Source organism: Polyangiaceae bacterium, assembly GCA_020633205.1.
Classification (GTDB): domain Bacteria; phylum Myxococcota_A; class Polyangia; order Polyangiales; family Polyangiaceae; genus JAHBVY01.
In genome coordinates this window covers 276208-293327 of sequence record JACKEB010000016.1, presented here as the reverse complement: position 1 = coordinate 293327, position 17120 = coordinate 276208, and the positions used below count along the sequence as shown (strand labels likewise).

General features: G+C 65.6%; 12 protein-coding genes. 4 read left to right on the top strand and 8 right to left on the bottom strand.

All coding sequences use genetic code 11. The features are described 5' to 3' along the window. Window positions 1-313: 313 nt before the first annotated feature. Window positions 314-1237, top strand: coding sequence for a hypothetical protein (locus tag H6718_25875; GenBank protein ID MCB9588867.1), 924 nt, complete (start codon window positions 314-316; stop codon window positions 1235-1237). A gap of 105 nt (window positions 1238-1342) precedes the next feature. Here H6718_25875 and H6718_25870 read toward each other — a convergent pair whose 3' ends face one another. Genes H6718_25870 through H6718_25845 form a run of 6 tightly spaced genes read right to left on the bottom strand, consistent with a single transcriptional unit; the run spans window position 1343 to window position 7808 of the window. Then, window positions 1343-2377, bottom strand: coding sequence for a tetratricopeptide repeat protein (locus tag H6718_25870; protein MCB9588866.1), 1035 nt, complete (start codon window positions 2375-2377; stop codon window positions 1343-1345). After that, entirely contained in the window at window positions 2374-3660 is a 1287-nt protein-coding gene (locus H6718_25865; protein MCB9588865.1) for a hydroxymethylglutaryl-CoA reductase, degradative, read from the bottom strand. The genes H6718_25870 and H6718_25865 overlap by 4 nt, the downstream gene beginning before the upstream one ends. A 27-nt stretch (window positions 3661-3687) precedes the next feature. After that, window positions 3688-4596 carry a hypothetical protein gene (locus H6718_25860; protein ID MCB9588864.1) on the bottom strand — a complete coding sequence of 303 codons (909 nt, stop codon included), beginning with the start codon at window positions 4594-4596 and terminating at the stop codon, window positions 3688-3690. Beyond that, window positions 4593-5561: a diphosphomevalonate decarboxylase gene (mvaD, locus tag H6718_25855; GenBank protein ID MCB9588863.1), complete on the bottom strand. Its 969-nt coding sequence runs from the start codon at window positions 5559-5561 to the stop codon at window positions 4593-4595. Before mvaD ends, H6718_25860 begins: the two co-directional genes overlap by 4 nt. Next, window positions 5558-6514, bottom strand: a complete 957-nt coding sequence (mvk, locus tag H6718_25850) for a mevalonate kinase (protein ID MCB9588862.1) — start codon at window positions 6512-6514, stop codon at window positions 5558-5560. The genes mvaD and mvk overlap by 4 nt, the downstream gene beginning before the upstream one ends. Before the next feature lies 1 nt (window position 6515). Beyond that, window positions 6516-7808 (bottom strand): polyprenyl synthetase family protein, encoded by a 1293-nt coding sequence (locus H6718_25845; GenBank protein ID MCB9588861.1) that lies wholly within the window; start codon window positions 7806-7808, stop codon window positions 6516-6518. Between the two features lie 168 nt (window positions 7809-7976). Here H6718_25845 and H6718_25840 point away from each other — a divergent pair, with 168 nt between their 5' ends. The 3 genes from H6718_25840 (at window position 7977) to H6718_25830 (ending at window position 12747) form a co-directional block, all read left to right on the top strand. After that, window positions 7977-9026 carry a type 2 isopentenyl-diphosphate Delta-isomerase gene (locus H6718_25840; protein MCB9588860.1) on the top strand — a complete coding sequence of 350 codons (1050 nt, stop codon included), beginning with the start codon at window positions 7977-7979 and terminating at the stop codon, window positions 9024-9026. Between the two features lie 69 nt (window positions 9027-9095). After that, window positions 9096-10211 carry a hypothetical protein gene (locus tag H6718_25835; protein ID MCB9588859.1) on the top strand — a complete coding sequence of 372 codons (1116 nt, stop codon included), beginning with the start codon at window positions 9096-9098 and terminating at the stop codon, window positions 10209-10211. Further along, entirely contained in the window at window positions 10204-12747 is a 2544-nt protein-coding gene (locus tag H6718_25830; protein MCB9588858.1) for a hypothetical protein, read from the top strand. The genes H6718_25835 and H6718_25830 overlap by 8 nt, the downstream gene beginning before the upstream one ends. Here the strand turns inward: H6718_25830 and H6718_25825 are convergent. Next, on the bottom strand, window positions 12700-14511 hold the full coding sequence (locus tag H6718_25825) for a DUF2330 domain-containing protein (GenBank protein ID MCB9588857.1): 1812 nt from the start codon (window positions 14509-14511) through the stop codon (window positions 12700-12702). The genes H6718_25830 and H6718_25825 overlap by 48 nt on opposite strands. Before the next feature lie 103 nt (window positions 14512-14614). Further along, entirely contained in the window at window positions 14615-17071 is a 2457-nt protein-coding gene (locus H6718_25820; GenBank protein MCB9588856.1) for a hypothetical protein, read from the bottom strand. Window positions 17072-17120: the final 49 nt, after the last annotated feature.

Here is a 17120-nt window from a genome sequence, read left to right as displayed (position 1 = left end):
CCATGCACGACCGTACGGCTGCAAATTTTTGTTGCGTTCCTCTGGGGCGACTCAAATCGGCCAACACCGGCGGTATCGGCCCGCGGATCCGGCCGAAATCACTCAGCTTCCGCGTCGGAAACAATGTTTCTTACGTTGCGTCCCCAGCAACGCACGCTTCAAAGTTAGGGGAGGTCGTCGTGCCCCAGAGGCAAACACCTGGGCCGGGCACGAAAGGGGAGAAGGCGGGGAAGACAGGCCGCCCCGTCCTGTTGTAAGCCGCACACCAAGTCGACTTTCATAAGCCGACGCACCTACTACGAGACCACACGAAGTGAGCTTCCCTCCCACCTTCACACAGCGCGTTTTTCCACAGGCAATCGGACTTCTAGCAGCTGTGATCTTGAGCGGTTGCGACGATCACTCGAGCAGTAGCGGTCCCAGCCCAAGCGCTGCCGCGAGCAATACTCCGGGTGGGCTGGACCCCGCGCTCCTGGCGAAATCCTTGAATCCTAAAGGACTCGCTCCTTACGCGGGCCCCACCGGGAGTGTGAAGGGCATCGTGCGGGTCGCTGGAGATCCACCTGCGGCGGCGGATGTCCAAGCTGAGTTCACGCCCAAGTGCGAGTCCGCGCGAGCGATTCACGGCAAGCAGTTCCGAGTCGCTGAGGGGGGCGGCTTGGTCGATGCGTTGGTCGCGGTGACTGGCTACCAAGGCTACCTGCCAGAGAAGCAAGAAAAGGTGCAGGTGGTCGGCAAGGGCTGCTCTTGGGGCACTCAGACGATCGCGATGACGTTTGGCCAACAGCTCGAGATCAAGAGCGGCGATGACTTCAGCTACATCCCCGAGCTGCGCCCGAACCGCATGGGTGTGGTCTTCGTCGCTCCGCCTCACCGCGAGGGCGTCACGCTCACTCCGGAGCACCCGAGGAGCTACAAGCTCGTCGATACTTCTCACCCGTTTTCGACTGCGGCTGTGTTCGTGCTGCAGTATCCGACTCATGACGTGACCGATGAGCGAGGCGCGTTCGAGATCAAGGGGATCCCCGTCGGCAAGGTGAAGATCAACGCCCTACTGCCACCCACGATGGAATCCGTGGGGAAAGAGGTCGAGATCAAGGCGGGCGAGGCCCTGCAGGTTGAACTCGTGATTCAGCATCGCGCTGCCGCCGCGGCGCCTTCAGCCTCAGCAGCTCCTTCGAGCTCCGCGGCCCCTTCAGCGCCTTCCGGGGCTGCAGCTCCTAGCGCGTCGAAGTGAGCTTTCGATTGCCGCGCATTTGGGGGTGAGGCGCGCCAGGTGCCTCTGGGTTCGACGCTCGGCGCCGCAGCGCGCTCACTTCCAAACGCGAGTCGCGGGCGTCGTTCACTCCGCGATGCGAGCTAGCTCGGCGTCTAGCAGCTGGCGCACCCGTGGGCTCAACGCATCGGGCGACGCCCACAGCTCACTCGATGCAGCTTGATCGCCGAGCAGCAGCAGCAGGGCGCGCGCGTCCGAGTTGCTCGGGTCGGCGCCAAGCACTAGCTCTGCCTGGGCCCGCGCGAGCTTCTTGTTTCCGCGCAGATAGCTGCGGATCGCGACTTCTACCGCTGGCAGGTGCAGCGCGAGGCAGGCGCGCCGCGCAGCGTCGAGGTCGTCTCTCCCGATTGCCACGTCCAGCGCGTCCTCTGGCGCCTTCCCGCTGGGGGGAGCCGTGAGGACTGGGGTGCGCATTGGGTCTTGGTGGAGCCGGAGGGCGCGATGGGCACGCAGTTGATCGACCACGTTGCCTTCGCGCTCCGCGAGTTCGAGGAACGCCGTCCAGCCGATATCGGAGCTTGGATGGAGCACTACCCAAGCGTTGAGCCAAGTACGGGCACGCTGCTTCTCCCCGCGAGCTTCGTAGATTTGCGCGAGGAGCAGCGTCGCGCGCTCCTGTTCAGGATCGAGGGCGACGGCTCTTTCCGCAGCAGCTTGGGCTTGATCGAGCTGCCTGGCTCCGAGATGGCAGGCGGCCTTTTCGCGCCACGCCGGTTCGTACTCGGGGGCCAGCGCGAATGCGCGCTCCAAGGCAGACATGCCAGACATCGGCTGACGGCGGCAGCGCAGCGCTGCCAGGCGCGTCCACATTTCTGGACTGCGCGGGTCGTCCGCCAGCGCACGCATATACGCATTCTCTGCCTGCTCAGGCTCTCCAGAAGCCTCAAGGTAGGAAGCGAGCGCGTAGTCAGCGTAAGCAGTGACGGGGATGTAGCGCCCTTCCTGGGTGCGCCCGTCGACGATGCGCGTCACACCGCTTCCGTACGGAGAGCAACCCGAGAGGATGGCCCAAGCGGCTACCGCTACCGCGCCGCCCGCGCGCAAGAGTGATGTCGGCGCCGACGCGCGGCGAACGCTCTGCTTGGCGCCGCGGGCCTTCACGCGTTGCGGATCCTCTCGAGGGCACGCTCGGCGGCCTCGACGTTGATCTGTCCAGCATCGGCGATGGCGTGAGCCACTGCCTCGACCTCCGAGCCGGCGGCGCCAGCGGCGATTGCGACGCTGCGGGCGTGAAGTGACATGTGTCCACGCTGGATGCCCTCGGTTGCCAGCGCGCGCAGCGCTGCCAAGTTGGACGCGAGCCCGACGCTCGCCGCGATTTGGCTCAGCTCCGCGGCTGACTCGACCCGCATGAGCGCCAGTGCCGTACGCGCCACTGGGTGCACACGCAGCGTGCCTCCCACGATGCCCAGGGCGAGGGGCATTTCGAGCTCGCCGATCAGGTCTTCGCCGTCGCGGCGCCACACGGCCAGGGGCGCGTAGCGACCGCTTCGGGCGGCGTAGGCGTGAGCGCCCGCCTCTACCGCGCGGAAATCATTCCCGGTTGCGAGCACCACGGCGTCCACGCCGTTCATGATGCCTTTGTTGTGGGTTGCAGCGCGGTAAGGATCCAGCTCAGCGAAGCGTGACGCTTGGACGATACCGTCGAGCACCTCTTCGCCCGGCACCACGACGTGGCCACCGCGGGACAGCGTGAGCGCTTTTGCATGCACCCTGCAGCGCACATGCACTCGGCGACGATCGCACAAGTTGCTCAGGATGCGCAGGCCGAGCTTGCCTTTGGCAAGCTCGGCGGCGCGGGGCCCGATCTGTTCGGCCATGCCGTTGACGAGGTTGGCGCCCATCGCGTCGCGACAATCGACGAGCAGGTGCAGCACCACACAGCCGTGTCCGAGATCGCGAACCTCGATCTCCCTGGGCCCCCCGCCGCGGGCGATCAGCCCGCCTGCCGCAGTCGCGGCGAGCTCCAACAGCTCCTGCTTGTGAGCTTCTAGCTTCCGCACGGCAGCCGCGCGGTCGGGGACGTCGTAGAGTTGCACCTGACTGATCATCAGGTCCTCTGCCATCTTCGCTTCGAAGCCACCGCCGGCACGGATCATCTTCGCGGCGTTAGAAGCCGCGGCGATGACGCTGGGCTCCTCTACCACCATCGGCACCAGGCGGTCGTTGCCGTTTACGCGCACATTCAGCGCGACGCCGAAAGGGAGTCCGTAGATCCCCAGCACGTTCTCGACGACCTTGTCCGCGGTGTGCGGGTCGAGGCCGCCGCTCGTCAGTGCTTGGCTGAGGTCGGCGGGATCGAGGCCCGCGGCCTGACACACACGCTCCCGGCGTTCGTCGATGGTAAGCTTGTAGAAGCCTGGAAATCGTGAACCTTGACTCATGGTTTGAAACGGAAAGCGTAAAGCCGATCAGGGACGAAAGTGGACGCCACGCGCCGCCAAGGTGAGGGGCAAACGCTGCGCGGAGCGCTCGATAGCAGACGGCGGCGCAGCAGTCGACGCGGGGTGCCGGTAGCGCATTAGCACGTCGCCACCACCCGCACCGGCGGGCAGCCAGACTTCTTCCGTTGCATCGAGCTTGGCGCAAGCTTGTCTGAGTTCGACGCTCACGATTGGCGCGGTCGCGGCCTCACCCAGTGCAGCGAGCGCTTGAAACTGCGCTTGCAGGCCTGCCAACGTCGCCTCCAGCCGCTGCTCTTCAACTGCGGTTGCGGTGCGCTCCGCCGCTTCCGCCTGGGCGCCCATCAGGCGCTCGAAGCGCGCGGGTTCGTTGGCTTCGAGCGCCGCGACCTGGCGCAGCAGCTGAGGCGTACTGGCAGGCACGCCGGTCCACCACACTTCCACGGCGAGCTCAGGGGGAAGCTCGACGGAGCGAAGCTCGAGGTCTCCGTTGTCGGCCCGACGCGCCCGTAGCGTGCCGCCGAAGCTCGCCGCAGCGACGTCGATGCCGCTGCCGCCTCCTTGGGCCTCTCGATGGGCGGCTAGTGCCGCGGGATAGGCGAGTGCGCCGAGGTCGCTCGCTTGGGGATCGGCCCCCGCCTCGAGTTCCCAGAGCGCGACGGCGCTCACCGTGATCGCGGCGCTCGAGCCGAGGCCGAGCTTCTGGTCGCCGCTGCGCAGCTCGGAGGCATCAAACCTCGGGACCTGGCGTCCAGGGTAGTGCCTCAGCGCGGCTAGCACCTCGGGAGGCTCAAACGCGGGTTGCCCTGCGGAATCAGCGAATACGTAGCGATCCACTGCGGTGACCAGGGCAGGCGCGCCGTGGAGCACCGCGTAGGCTCCGGAGAGCACCAGCTTTCCCGGAGCCGCAGTCCTCACGGGGCTTCCAATATTTCTACGCCGGGACCGGGGGTGCAGCGGAGCACCTCGAGTACGCCGGGGACGCCCTCGAGCGCTCGCGCCACCTGGGCAGCGTTGTCGCTGCGGGTGAGGACTTTGACGTGGGGACCAGCGTCCATGGTGAAGAATGCTTCTACGCCGGATTCGCGCAACGAGCGCACACAGTCAATCAGCGCGATGCTGGCTGGTGCCAGGTAGAGCACCCCAGGGTCCGCAGCGAGCATCGAGGCATGCATCAACAGCGTGCTGTGTTCCATGGCGTGGCCCAGGCCGTGAAGGTCCTTCGCTAGCAGTGCCGCTTTGCCGCGCTCGAACACCGCCGGCGCAGACTCAACCCACGCCGGGTAATATGGGCTGGTCTCGAGGGTGTGCTGCATCGCTGCTGTCGAGCCGATTGGCTTCGGCCCGCGTCGGGTCACGGCGACCAACATCTCGATCTCCAGATGGTTCCGTGGGGCAAGTTCTTCGGCGCTCTCTTCGGCCAGCCGCAGCTGCACCCAGCCGGGGAAGATCGAGCGAGCGGCGGAGGCGCTCGCCCAGCGCGCCACGGAACTTTGCTCCGCAAGGCTCATGCCCAGGCCGAGAGCCGCCGAAGTCGCGGCGACGAGGGCCGCAAAACCCGAGGCGCTGGACGCCAGGCCTGCTGCCGTGGGGAAATGATTGTGGCTGATTACACGAGCCTTGGTGTTCGTGGAAGCGCGTTCGCGCAGTCGATCGAGGACGCGCTTCACGCGCTCGAAGGGCTTGCCGCTCAGCTGCACGTCGTCGAGGAAGGCTTTGTCCTCGATGAGTCCCGGGTCGAATTCGAGTTCGGTGCGCGTGGAGAGGCCATCCAGTGTAAGCGACAGGCTCGGCACCGCCGGTAGGTTGCGGGTGACGTCCGCCTTACCCCAGTACTTGATCAGCGCGATGTTGGCGTGGGCGACAGCGACGGCTCGGCTCATGATGCTTCCGGAGTTGGGGGGGAGGGGGAGGACCGGACCTGGGCTTCAAAGGCTTGAATGCCCTCGCGAGACCAGGCGTCGAGTACTGGCTTCGCGGGGCCATCGCACAGCGCGATGACGGCGCCTCCGCCGCCAGCGCCGGTAAGCTTCGCGCCGAGCGCCCCTGCGCCTCGTGCGAGATAGCAGGCCTTCTCGAGCTCCGCCGTGCTCACGCCGAAACCTTCCAGCTCGCGCTGGTTTTCGTCGAAGCAGCGACCGAGTTCGCGCAGGTCACCCGCCGCAATCGCGTGTTTCGCGCGCTCTGCCAGGGCGTTCACACGGTCGAGCGCCTGGTCGAAGCTGATGGGGCGGCGCTCCCGAAGCTCTGCGACTTGTTCGACCATGCGGTGGGTAGCCGCCGGGGGACCAGCGAGCGCTACCGCAAGGCAAAGCGGAAGCGCACAGGGGATGGGCCTTGGCGCCGAACCCCTCACGAACCAGATCGGCACCTGGGCCATCGCTGCGGCCACATCGACCCCTGATGGATTGCCATGGAAGACGCTCTCCCAGGCGTTCGCGGCGCGCAACAGCAAGCGATCGTCGGGGATGAGTCCGAGCGCCTCGCAGGCGGCGCGGGCGATGGCCACCGCGATCGCCGCCGAGGCTCCTAGGCCGACGCCGGCGGGTAGGTCCAAGGCAACCTCGACCTTGAGCGGGGTGCGCTCACGCCGAGCCGCGTAGATTGGCTCAAGCAGCGCGCGAAATGCCTTGGACGTCTCGCTCGAGTCGTCTGCCGTGACTTCACTCACCCCCAAACTCAGGTGAGACTCGGCGTCCTTACGCGACGGCTCGTTGATAGTCGACGCCCACGCGCGCGCACCTTTGTCGATCCCCGCGGCAATGGCTGGGCAGCCGTAGACCACCGCGTGCTCCCCGATCAGGATGAGCTTCCCGAACGCGCGCGCGCTGCTCATGTTAGTTGCGCCGCGCCGCCAGCGCCGTCACAGCCCCGGACAAGAGTTCTTGGCCTGCCCGACGCATGCCTCCAGCCTGCAATACCGCTCGCGCTTCGGCTTCCAGCTCGGCGATTCGGTTCTCGACTACGCCACGGGCTCCACACTTCTCGAGCACCTCGATGGCCCGCGCCACATCGGCTGGGGTCGCCTGAGGGTTGCCGTGCACGCGCTTCAACAAGCGATGCCCTTTGCCCTTGGCGCGGCGGAAACCAGCGAGCACCAGTGGGGTTCGCTTGCCTGCCGTTAGATCGTTGCCTGCCGGCTTGCCCGTCTCCTCCGGCGTACCAAAAACGCCGAGCAAGTCGTCGCGCAGCTGGAACGCCACGCCTGCGGGAGTGGAGAACTCGCGCAGCGCCTCCAAGGTGTCGGCGCGCGCACCACCGAGCAGCGCGCCAAGTAGCAACGGCCCTTGAACCGTGTAGCTCGCGGTCTTGAGTGTGTACGTGACCTCGGGGTCGGCGCTTCGGCTCAGGAGGTCGAGTTGTTGTCCGAGGATCGCGTCCACCTGCATGTTCGCGAAGGTGTTCAAGAACTCCGTTTGCGCCCGGGGCGGGACCTTCAACGACGCGACCAAGCGCTGGGCGAGCGCGACGGCGAAGTCGCCAGCCAAGATCGCCGACGCCGCACCAAGATGTTCCGAGCGGAAACGCCTGCCGAGCTGCGCGTGCACGCTCGGACCTCCCCGTCGCACGGGGTCTCGATCCATCCAGTCGTCGTGAATCAGGAAGTAGGCTTGGACTAGCTCGAGCGCGACGCCCACCTCGAGCGCCTGCTGGGTATCGCTGCTTGAACTTGCCGCGCGGAAACCAGCGAGCACCAGCCCCGGCCGGAGGCGCTTGCCGCCTCGCAGGCACAAGTCTCGGCACGCCAGCACCATCTCACTGGTGTCGTTCCCGAGCCCCCGAGCGCGGGTGAGCTCCGCATCGAAGAGCTCGTCGAGGCGCCGCTCCACGTCGCGCTTCAGGCTGCCCAGAAGCGCGACGAACGGGTTGATCGGCAGTGCCTTGGGTTTCGACTGGCTAGCTTGACCTGCGTGAGGCGCTCGCCCAGGCTGGGCTGCTCGCTTGCTTGGCCGGGTCGGCTTGGCCTTGGCGGCGGGTGAGGCCACGCTGGTTTCTCCGCGCCCGCGACTCGCCTTCTTGGGGGACGTCGCGCGCTTGCGTGGGACGCTCGTGCCCTTCGAGCGCGAGGCGTCGCGGCGTCCCTTCTGAGAGCCGGCCCGTCTGCCCGAAGTGCTTGTCTTCCCAGCCATTTTTGTGAGCGGAGCGTAGGAGCGGGGAGGCGCTCTGTCAACGCGTGCCCACCCCGTAGGAGCCTTGCTACCCGAGGGTCACTTGGGCGATACGGCATAAGATCGCATCCGCTTCGGAGGGCTCGAAGCCGCGCCGTGGCCGCAGGAATGAACGGAAAAGACAGCTCAATGACAGACATTGCCCAACGCAAGGCGGACCACATCGATTTGGCAGTGAGCGGGGACGTCGCGTTCAAGCAAACGACCACGTTGTTCGAGTGCGTTCGACTCGTCCACGATGCCCTCCCCGATCTCGATCTGGACGAGATCGACCTGAGCACCGAAATCCTGGGCAAGCGGCTCTCCGCGCCCATCCTGATCGCGGGGATGACCGGGGGAACGTCCCGCGCCCGAGAGATCAACCGGCAGCTGGCGGCGATCGCAGAACAGCGCGGCTACGCGTTCGGACTTGGCAGTCAGCGCGCCATGCTGCGCGACCCAGCTCACCAGGCGACTTACGAGGTTCGAGACGTTGCGCCGAGCGCGTTGCTGCTCGGAAACATCGGCGTGGTCCAAGCCCGGGAGCTGGGCGCGGAGCAAGTAGGAGAGCTCGCGCGCCGGGTCGGTGCCGATGCAATCTGCGTCCATCTGAACCCCGCGATGGAGGTGGTTCAAGAGGAAGGCGACCGCGACTTCCGCGATGGGCTCGCGACGCTCGAGCGGCTGGTCGCCGAGGCGGGTGTTCCGATCATCGCCAAGGAGACCGGCTGCGGTCTGTCAGACTCGGTCGCACGGCGTCTGAATGGCGTGGGCGTTCGCCACGTCGACGTGTCGGGTGCCGGCGGCACGTCCTGGGTTGCCGTTGAAACCCAGCGCGCTCAGAGTGCCAAGCGCGCGCTTGGAGAGACGTTCTGGGAGTGGGGGATCCCCACCGCCGTGAGCGTCGCTTGGTCCGCTCGGGCCGGCTTTGACACGGTCTTCGCGACCGGTGGTGTGAAGAGCGGTCTCGACATCGCGAAAGCCATCGCGCTCGGCGCGACCGCCGGAGGCATCGCGCGACCCGTGCTGCAGGCGCTCGAGTCTGGAGGGGCGGAGGGCGCGCTTCGCTTCTTGGACTTGGTGGAGCGTGAGCTGCGCACGGCGTTCTTGCTGGTGGGCGCGAAGGACGTCGAGGCCTTGCGCCGGGCGCCGCGGGTGCTGCTCGGCGATCTTCGAGCATGGCTGGAGCAAGGTTCCTGACGACGTGAGGGTTCGCGAAAGCCCCAAGTGGCGTGGTAGGTTCCGCGCACCCTTGGACCTGACTCTGCGATGAACCGACGCCTGCTCCTGATGTTCTTGCTCACCCTCGGGCTCGCACCCGGTTGCGAGGGAGGCTGTGGTGGCTGCGGTTCGAGCGCAGCGGAAAAGCCTGATGCTGCGGCGAGCGACGAGGGGCGCATCGAGCTACTCGACGCCGGCAAGGAGCCCCGCGTGAAGCTCCAGGTTGGGCGTTGGAAGGGCCTCGCGTATCGCTGGCGGGTCAAGAACGAGAGTTCGTTTGGCCTCCAAGGTACGAAGCCCGTGCGTGCGCCCACGGTGGTCGCGTTGATGACCTTCCAAGTGACTCAGGGCAGCGCCGATCCGGTGATTCGCGAGCGCAACGAGAAGACCTTCAGGCTGGTCGAGGAGCGCGCGACGGTGGACTCCCTCGAAGTGGATGCGAAGGGTATCCCTCCGGAAACAGCCGCCGCGATGAACCAGGGGTTGGCGGCTTACAACGGCACGCGCACGCGGATGCTGGTTGCGGAAGACGGCGAAATCTTCGAGATGAAGACGGAGCTGGTTGGTGGTGTCGAACCCGCCCCGGAGGAGAAAGAGGTCCTCGACCGCTCCTGGGAGGTTCAGCGCCGGTTCCCCTTCCGCCTGCCTCCGGAGCCCGTCGGGGTAGGCGGGAAGTGGCGCTTCAGCGAGACGGTGGAGCTTGGTGATGTCAAGGCAATCCAGATGGCCGAGATGTCGGTGAAGAGCATCTCGGAACGCCAAGTCGTGATCCGCATTTCCGTGAGGCAGCACGCTCCGGTGCAAGAGTTTCCGCATCCTTTCGCGCCCGGCAAGACTGCACTTCTGGAGCAGTTCCGTGGCGACGGTGAGGGTCAGTTGACGATCGATCGGCTCACGGGGATCCCCGTTCAGGGCAAACTGAGCGTGACCGGGCGGCTCACTGTCAGCACGCTCGGGAATCCGACCGAGCGCGCCTCCTTCATCTCGGCGAGTGTCTTGAACTCCACCGCCGTGATCCTGGGTGACGGCGGAGCCGGCGACTTCGATGCAGGCGAAGAGGGGAGCAGCCAAGACGCCGGAGTCGTGGATGGCGCGCCGGCGGCCCCGAGCGCTCCCGCCTCCGCTTCGGCGCCTCCGGTTCCGAGCGGAGACACCGATGACTGACATCACCACGCCGGTGGAGGCGTCTGGGCCTCCGCGGGCGGTCGACCTCTTGGGGGTCGCGCTGGTGAGTGGCGCCGCGATTTCCGCGCAGATCGCGCTAACGCGCGTGCTCAGCATCACGCTTTGGCACCATTTTGCCTATCTGGTGGTTGGACTCGCGCTGCTCGGCTTCGGCACTGCGGGTGCTTGGCTCAGTGTGCGCCGCGTCAGCTTCGGGGTGGGTGAGCTCCGGTTGGCGCTCGCTCGTCGTGGGCGCTGGGGCGCAGCGGCGAGCGTTGCGTCCGTCTTGTTGGCGTTGTTGATACGGGTCAACCCACTGGAGTTGTTCCGTAGCAGCAGCACTTTCCTCGCGCTGGGCATGGTAATCGCGCTGTGTACGGTGCCGTTCCTCGCGGTTGGCGTCGTGCTCGGAACGGCCCTCGGAGCGTGGTCGCAGAGCGCAGGTCGGGTGTACGCCGCGGACCTGATCGGCGGCGGCGCCTTTGGCGGTTTGGCTGTGGTCTTGATCCCGAGTCTCGGGGCGCTCGGCCTCTTGCTGTTTGCCGGTTGCGCGGTGAGCGTGGCGGCGTTGTTGTTTGCCCTGGGGAGTCCCGCGGTGCGACGCACTGCCCTGCTGAGTGGAGCCTTGGTGGGCGTGTGCTTGCTCCTGGGCCGTGACGAAGATTCCTGGATCACCCCGGCGGCGACCAAGGAGATCTCGCTCTACCACCGCCCGGACGTTGGGATCCGCAGCGTCGAGCACAGGGAATGGACACCCCACGGTCGCATCGACGTGTCCTACCCCTTTGATGGCCCGCCCCTCGTCGCCGGTGAGGTCAACACGCACACGCGACTCTATCGTGTCCGCGCGGTAACGCAGGATGGATCTGCGCCGACGACCATCCACCAGATCAAGCAAGACCCTGCGGAGCTCGAGTTCTTACCTCACTCGTCGACGGCGGCGGTGTGGGTGTTGCGGGGGGCCAAGTTCGGCCCAACGAGCGAGCGGGCCCCCGGCGGACCGAAGGTGTTGGTGATCGGTGTCGGTGGCGGCGTGGACGTCATGCTGGCGCTCGCTCACGGGGCGAGTCACGTCACCGGCGCAGAGATAAACCCCGCGATCCTGCGTCTACTGAAATCCCGCTACCTCGATTTCACGGGTCACCTCGCGGAACGCCCCGACGTCGACCTGGTGCAGTCCGAGGGGCGCACGTTCATTCGCGCGAGCCACGAGCGGTACGATGTGATTCAGCTCGCAGGGGTGGACACGTTCACGGCGCTCGCGAGCGGGGCGTACAGCCTGGCCGAGGCCTACGTCTACACGGCTCAGGCTTTCGACGACTACCTCTCCCACCTCACGGAAACCGGCTGCCTCTCGGTTTCACGGCTGATCTTGTCTCCACCAAGGGAGACACTGCGACTGACGGTGACTGCGAACGAGGCCCTGGAGCGCCAGGGCGTGAAAGACCCATGGCGTCATATCGCGGTGCTGCGCACCAAGCAGTGGGCGACTCTGATGGTGTGCAAGCAGGCTATCTCGAAGGAGCAGCGGGATCGCCTGGTTGACTTTGCCAAACGAGAGAAGTTTGCGCTGGCCTTTGATCCGGGTGCGCCAGCCGGTCCATTCGCGCAAGCCGTCGTTCCTGATCTGAAGCGCCGCGCGGACTTCTTCCGAACGTACCCCTATCGGCTCGCTCCTGCGACGGACGAGGCTCCGTTCTTCTTTGACTACTTCAAGTGGACGAGCCTCTTCGCGTTGCCGCAGATGAAGAGCGAGAGCCTGTACGGGACGAACGTTCCCATCGGCCACGGCGTGCTGCTGGGGACGTTGCTCGTCACGCTGCTCCTGGCGTTCATCGGGATTCGGCGTCCCCTGCGCCTGCTCCAGCTGCCCGAGCAGCTGTCGCGCCGGAGAGCGGGGGTCTACTTCGCCTGCCTGGGCGTCGGTTACTTGCTCGTAGAGGTCGCGCTGATTCAGCGCCTGAGCTTCCTTCTGGGGCACCCCACGTACGGCCTCTCGATCGTGCTGAGTGGTCTGCTCGCCGCGAGTGGGGTGGGAGCGTTGGTCTCCCAGCGACTGACCTCCGCGCGCTGGCTACGCTTCGCGGTGCCGCTCGTGGTCGTCGCCGTTGGCGCCCTGAGCTGGCGTCTGCTGCCGAGCCTGGTCGGTCAGAGCTTTGGCGTTCGAGTAGCGGTTTCCCTCGGCGCGATTGTTCCGCTAGGGTTCCTCCTCGGGATGCCGTTTCCTCGAGGCATCAAGCTGCTCGGGGCGCGGTCGGTACAGCTCGTGCCCTGGGCATTCGGGGTGAACGCATTCTTCACGGTCTTGGCGTCGGCGGTAGCGCCGTTGTTCGCTCTGGTTTTGGGTTTCTCCACGTTGTTCGTGCTGGCAGCGCTAAGCTACATGGCGGCGTTCTGGGCCTTTGGGCGAGGAGACTTCGTACGCTCCCAGAAAAACAGCGGGGCGCTCAACCCGGAGCGCCCCTCTGAACTGATCGGTTCGGAGTCTTCAGCTGCGCTTGCGCCGGCGCCCGAGGACACCGCCGAGCAGACCTAGCCCAAGGGCCACGGACAGCGGGGCCGAGCTCGAAGAGCTTCCGCCGGGAACCGTACACGCGCAGCCACTCGTAGAGTTCGAGCCGCCTTCGAGATTGGCGGTGCCGCCCCAGGTGTTCCCCCAGGGGCCGGTGCCAGACCCGCCGACGTTGCCGCCGCCGTTTCCAAAGCCGGCGCTGCCACCCGAGCCGGCAGGTGGCCAGTTCTCGCCTGCGTTGTAGGACTTGAGCTGGGCGTCGATTTGGTCCTTGTTGTCGACCAACACGATCAGCTCTCCCTTGTCCGTGTACTCCTCGATGCGCTCCGCCCACGGCATGTTGGAGTCGAAGGTCGGCCAGCCGCCGCCGCTGGGGAGCCCCACCTGGCGTCCGTCAGGCAAAGTCATGCCCGATCGGCTGTCGCAGGTCACGCGCTGAGTCGCCGTCCCCATCGGTCCGACGCTCGGTAGCCCAGGCGCTGCGACGAAGATCGGATCTTCGGTCATTTCCGCGGGGGAAAGCGTCGTGTACATGCGCGTCAGAACTGGGTACAGCGAGAGCACGTCTTTCGCGTGCTTCCCTGGCTTGATCAGGCGTTCGTCGAGATCGGTGGCGAACGCCGCCGGGTCCCAGGCGTTGGGATCGAGCTGATCGCTGAAGCAGCTGACGCAGCTGTAGAAGTCGTCCTCCAGCACGCCTTGAGGCGGCGGCAAATGAGCCGCCAGGATCGAGCGCAGCAGGGGGTGGTAGTACTCGCAGTAGCCTGGGTAGCAGTACATCAGGTTCTGCTGTTGTAGCGTGTCGACCACGTTCTCCGCCGCGATGCTCGTGAACGCTCCGGAGTTCCATGAGGGCTGATACAGATCGCCGGTGAACACGACGCCGGAGCTGCCGGCGTACTCGGTTACGAACCCGTGGCCGTTGGACACTGGGCTGTCTACGGAGCGGGTAATCCACGACTCATAGTTCGAACCAAAGCTCCGCCAGTCGAGTCGCACCGGGTTCGGAACGATGTGCTTGTAGTTCGTGGGCATGAAGCGGTCATCGCCCAGGAAGAACGTTCGCACGCCCATGTTCTCCGTTGCCGCGACGGCGGTCAGCTTGATCGGCACGCACGGCTCGTCCCCGGCGTAGCGGAAAGTCAGCGGATGGATTTCGTTGACCTCGGCGTCTGCGGTGAGCTTGATGGCCACGAAGACGAAGCCGCGTGCCACGTAGTCCTGCAACAAGTTCGGTGCCGCGGGGATGTTCTGATAGCCGTTCATCGACAGCCAATCGACCACCTCCTGAGCGGTGCCACCCTGGAGCGCGGTGACCTCAAACGCACCGACCGTCTTCGTGAAGACGACGCTCGGTCCGCCGCCGCCACCGCCGGTTCCGCCTGTCCCTCCGAATGAGGAGCTACCGCCGGAGCCGCCGTTCCCACCTCCGACGGCGCCGCTTCCACCGCAGTCGTCGAAGCTCGTGGTGTAGCCGACGTTGGGCACGGTCGCGTTCAGCAGATTGGTGAACAGTTGCTGCGAACCGACACTGACCTCCGGGATCCCCTGCATGGGCACGATCCAAGCGAACCGCTCGGCGTCACCCTCGTATTGGATCTGGACGTGCGCTTCCACGTACCCGGGCGACATCACGAACAAGATGTTTTCGCCGCTTTGATCGACGGGCATCGCCGTCGGGCCGCTGTCGCAGAATGTTCCGCCACAGGCCGCAGCAGGTCGAGGTTGGATGGTGAAGGAGAGCAGCCCCGTGAGAGCAATCGAGGCCAGGTGTGCGGGTTTGCGCATGCCCGGCGCTAAGCAAGGCTCATGCCGCGCTCAGGAACTGGCAATTCCGAAGTGAATTTTGGGGGGGAGAGGGGCAGGCACAGCCTGGCACAGCAATGACGGCTCAGGTCGCCGGCCGTACCTGGAGGCGGCGCTCCCAGCCCGTGAGCGCCCAGAAGCCCAGCCCATAGATCACCGCCGCAGAAATCAGCACGGCGTTGAAACCGAGGTTCATGCTCAGGATCACCGTTCCGATGGACCCAACGACCGTCGCGGAGCCATTCACGGCCCAGGCCCAGGGCACCAGGGCGGGATGCGTCTTGCGGATCTTGCTTATTCCGTACGAAAACGGGATCCCGAGTGCGAACGCGATTGGCGCGACGGCGATGCCCGCGACGGTCATGCGGACTGCCGTACCCGACGCGATGAAGCTGTCCACGAGCTTGGAACCGAAGAGCAGCCAAAGCCCGATGTAGAGCGCGATCGCGAGCGGCACGAGCCACGGGCGGGGGGCACCCCGCTGGATCCAGCCTTCGCTCAGCATGCTCCCGAGTCCGGTGAAGATCAGGATAGAGAACAGGGTGACCACGATCGAGTAGAGCGGTGGCCCAAGCAGCAACGTCAGCTTCTGCATCAAGCTCACCTCGATCGCGATGAAGCCGATGCCGATGCTGATGAAGAACGCGAGCGGGCCAAGCTTCGAGAAGGCACCGGGGTTCTCATCGCCGCTTCCGGCCTTGCGTCGACGCCGGAAGATCAACAGTGGGGCGACGATGAAGGCGCCAGCTAGCAACGTCGAGAAGACGAACTGGCTAAGAATAAAGATGGGGTTCCCCTGAGAGACCTTGGTCGGCTCGCGAATGAACTCCGCGGAGCCAAAGGGCTTGCCCCAACGGGTGAAGTTGAAGAAGTAGGGCTTGTCGTCCGTGGTGGGGGTGATGTCGCGGGGAAACGCGTCAACGAACGCTTGCTTCTTGTCGCTCGCGAGGAACTGCTCCACGGGGTTGTCGTAGTGTCGCCCCGGCAAGTACACGCGCTTCATCGCATGAGCTTTCGCGAAGTCGTCCAGCGCCTGCACTTCCTTCTCGCTGAACTCGCCCTTTTTCAGCAGCACTGCGGTGAGCTGATCGGGGGTCGCGAGCGCCATCACCGAGTGGCTGATGTCGTGCTTGCCCCGCTTCCCTAGAGCGGCGCTCAGGTTGTTCACCAAGCGCAAGGTCTCCATTTCGGCGGCCATGCGGGTGATTTGCAGGATGCCACCCTCGTTCAGGTGGTCATACATCTGGCCAAAGGCTTCGACGGTGTACAGGTAGTTTTCCGCGAGGACATAAGCGCCTGAGGTTAGCGACGTCCACGTGTCGATGCCAGTCATCTGCACGACGTCGTACTTCTCGGGTTCACGCATCAGCGCGGTGCGCCCTTCGTCTTGCAGGATCGTGATGTTGGGGTCTTCGAGGATCCCCTTGGAGTACTCGGGGACGACCTTCCGGTGGACCTCAATCACTCCGGCGTTGAGTTCGACGGCCTTGATCTTCTTTGCGCCGTGGATCTTCGCCGCCCAGACGTCGTTTCCGCCGCCCATGCCGATGATGAACACGCGGGGCTCGCTGCCCTCTTTCAGCTTGAACGTCGCCGAATAGAGCGTGCGCTTGAGCACGTCGAGGCCCCGAGGGTCGCCACTGAAATCACTGATGATGGTGCCTGCGTCGCCGTCTTGCAGGATGAACTTCTGCTGGGGCAACGGCATGTACAACGCACCCGCGCCGCGACAGAACATGAAGCGCCACTGGACGGGCAGGGGCAACACGTCGATGCGGCTGTTGGCGCTCCAGCGCGAGTACTGATTCGCCCGGGCAAAGTTCGCGCGAACCGTGTCTGTTAGATCCAAGTAGGCCTTGCCAGGCACCGGGAGCCACCCGTCCAGCTTCGGCATCAGCGCAATGCACGCCACGCTGAGCACGCCAGTGACCACAATCGCCTTCTTGCGCTGGGCGCTGGGAGCCACTACCGCCAGCGAAAGCAAACCCAGTACAATTACCACAAGGAAAGTGCCGCCCGCCCCAAAGTTCCAGAGCAGGGAAGGCACCACCACGCAGCCCACCCCGGCCCCGAGCAGGTCCGCCGCATAGACACGGTTCACCCGCGCTGCGTTGGAGCTGAGCAGCAGGCCCACCGACGCGCCTCCGACGAAGAAGGGCGCAGCGGCCACCAAGTTGAAGGTGACGAACCGTAGGGCCTCGCCGATCCCGGTGAAGTTCAGGGTGTCCGGGACGGAGTAGGTCAGGAGGAACGCCCACGTAAACACCAGGGAGACGAGGTACGCGAGGTTCAGCTTGTAGATCCAGCTCCGCGGGTTGGCCGCCCAGCGTTGCTCCGTGAGCGACAGAATCGAGCCGCTCGCGCCGATCCCCAGCAAGCAGTTGGAGATCACGAGGAATCCGAAATGGAAGTGCAGCCGCAGGGCGCAGACCCGAGTGAGCAAGACCTGGTAGGCCAGGAGCGACGCGGAGATGAGGGCGATGCCCAGGAGCGCGTAGGGTTCGACGCGGGTCTTGAGCGACGGGCTGGAATTGGATGACATGGACAGAGGGGTTCTGCTGGGCGGGAGCCGCGCGCAGCATGCCCGAGCG

Bases quoted from the DNA above. Each gene is read 5' to 3' on its own strand.
- mvk (MCB9588862.1), bottom strand. From the start codon at position 6,514: ATGAGCAGCGCGCGCGCGTTCGGGAAGCTCATCCTGATCGGGGAGCAC.
- H6718_25825 (MCB9588857.1), bottom strand. From the start codon at position 14,511: ATGCGCAAACCCGCACACCTGGCCTCGATTGCTCTCACGGGGCTGCTC.
- H6718_25845 (MCB9588861.1), bottom strand. From the start codon at position 7,808: ATGGCTGGGAAGACAAGCACTTCGGGCAGACGGGCCGGCTCTCAGAAG.
- H6718_25830 (MCB9588858.1), top strand. From the start codon at position 10,204: ATGACTGACATCACCACGCCGGTGGAGGCGTCTGGGCCTCCGCGGGCG.
- H6718_25820 (MCB9588856.1), bottom strand. From the start codon at position 17,071: ATGTCATCCAATTCCAGCCCGTCGCTCAAGACCCGCGTCGAACCCTAC.
- H6718_25835 (MCB9588859.1), top strand. From the start codon at position 9,096: ATGAACCGACGCCTGCTCCTGATGTTCTTGCTCACCCTCGGGCTCGCA.
- H6718_25865 (MCB9588865.1), bottom strand. From the start codon at position 3,660: ATGAGTCAAGGTTCACGATTTCCAGGCTTCTACAAGCTTACCATCGAC.
- H6718_25840 (MCB9588860.1), top strand. From the start codon at position 7,977: ATGACAGACATTGCCCAACGCAAGGCGGACCACATCGATTTGGCAGTG.
- mvaD (MCB9588863.1), bottom strand. From the start codon at position 5,561: ATGAGCCGAGCCGTCGCTGTCGCCCACGCCAACATCGCGCTGATCAAG.